Origin of the sequence: Desulfonatronum sp. SC1 (genome assembly GCF_003046795.1) — a bacterium.
Classification (GTDB): Bacteria; Desulfobacterota; Desulfovibrionia; order Desulfovibrionales; family Desulfonatronaceae; genus Desulfonatronum.
Genome location: NZ_PZKN01000077.1, coordinates 1 through 874 on the forward strand (window position 1 = coordinate 1; position 874 = coordinate 874).

Below are 874 nucleotides of genomic sequence, written 5' to 3' on the forward strand. Positions count from 1 at the left end.
TGGACCGCCGCATCGGCCGAGGCCAGGTGCAGCAGGCCGCCGCTGAACATGCCGAACAATCCGCCGACGTTCGTTCCCCCGACAATCTGGCCCCCGCTCAGCACGACCCGCTGCACGGCGCTGCCCGCGGACTCGCCCGCCAAACCGCCCGTGAAGTTCCCGCCGATGACGTTGATATTCTCCAGGCGCAGGTTTCGTATCGAGGCGTTTTCAATAGAGCCGAACAGTCCCTGGTGAGTCGTTCCCGATCGGTTCACCATCAAGTTGCGGATTACGTTTCCGGCACCGTCATAATGCCCTCTGAAGCGACTTTCCGATGCTCCGATGGGGACCCAGCCGTGGTGTGTATTCCAGGGGGCGATTCCAAGATCGATGTCCGCTGTCTGCCGGAAATAGGCGCTGTGGTGATTGCGGACGTTGTTCAGGTGCTCGGCAGTGGCCACGAGATAGGGGTCTTCGGATGTTCCCGTTCCGCCGTCGAACTGGGCGTGGGCCGGGGCCGTCGGGATAAGCAGCAGCGGCAGGAGCAAGAGCCAGAGCCGTACCAACCAATTGCGGCTTTTGCCCCATCGAGGGTGAAACATGTTGGAATCTTGAGCAACTTCAGCATGCCTTTTCAACATCATGGAACTCCTGGTCTTGTCGGTTGTCTGCAACATCGGAATCGGCGGTGAAAATATTTCGTTTGGGGAAGGCAACATGATGGCTTCAGAGCTTCGAACATCCTGACCCACTCTTCCTCCCTCGTTGATTTCTACCATGCAACGGGTTAGAAAAAGGTTAGAAAAATCGTGCATGGCGATGTTTTTTGAAAACAACCTGCGGACATGAATGTCTCCCCGGATCGCGATGACCAATAGGGATATTTTGACCA

The 874-nt window shown here is 56.9% G+C and carries 1 protein-coding gene; it reads right to left on the reverse strand.

Annotation, left to right across the window (positions count from 1 at the left end; genetic code table 11):
• A partial coding sequence (locus C6366_RS18385) for a hypothetical protein (RefSeq protein WP_199221569.1) occupies window positions 1-584 on the reverse strand: 584 nt, incomplete at its 3' end.
• Window positions 585-874: the final 290 nt, after the last annotated feature.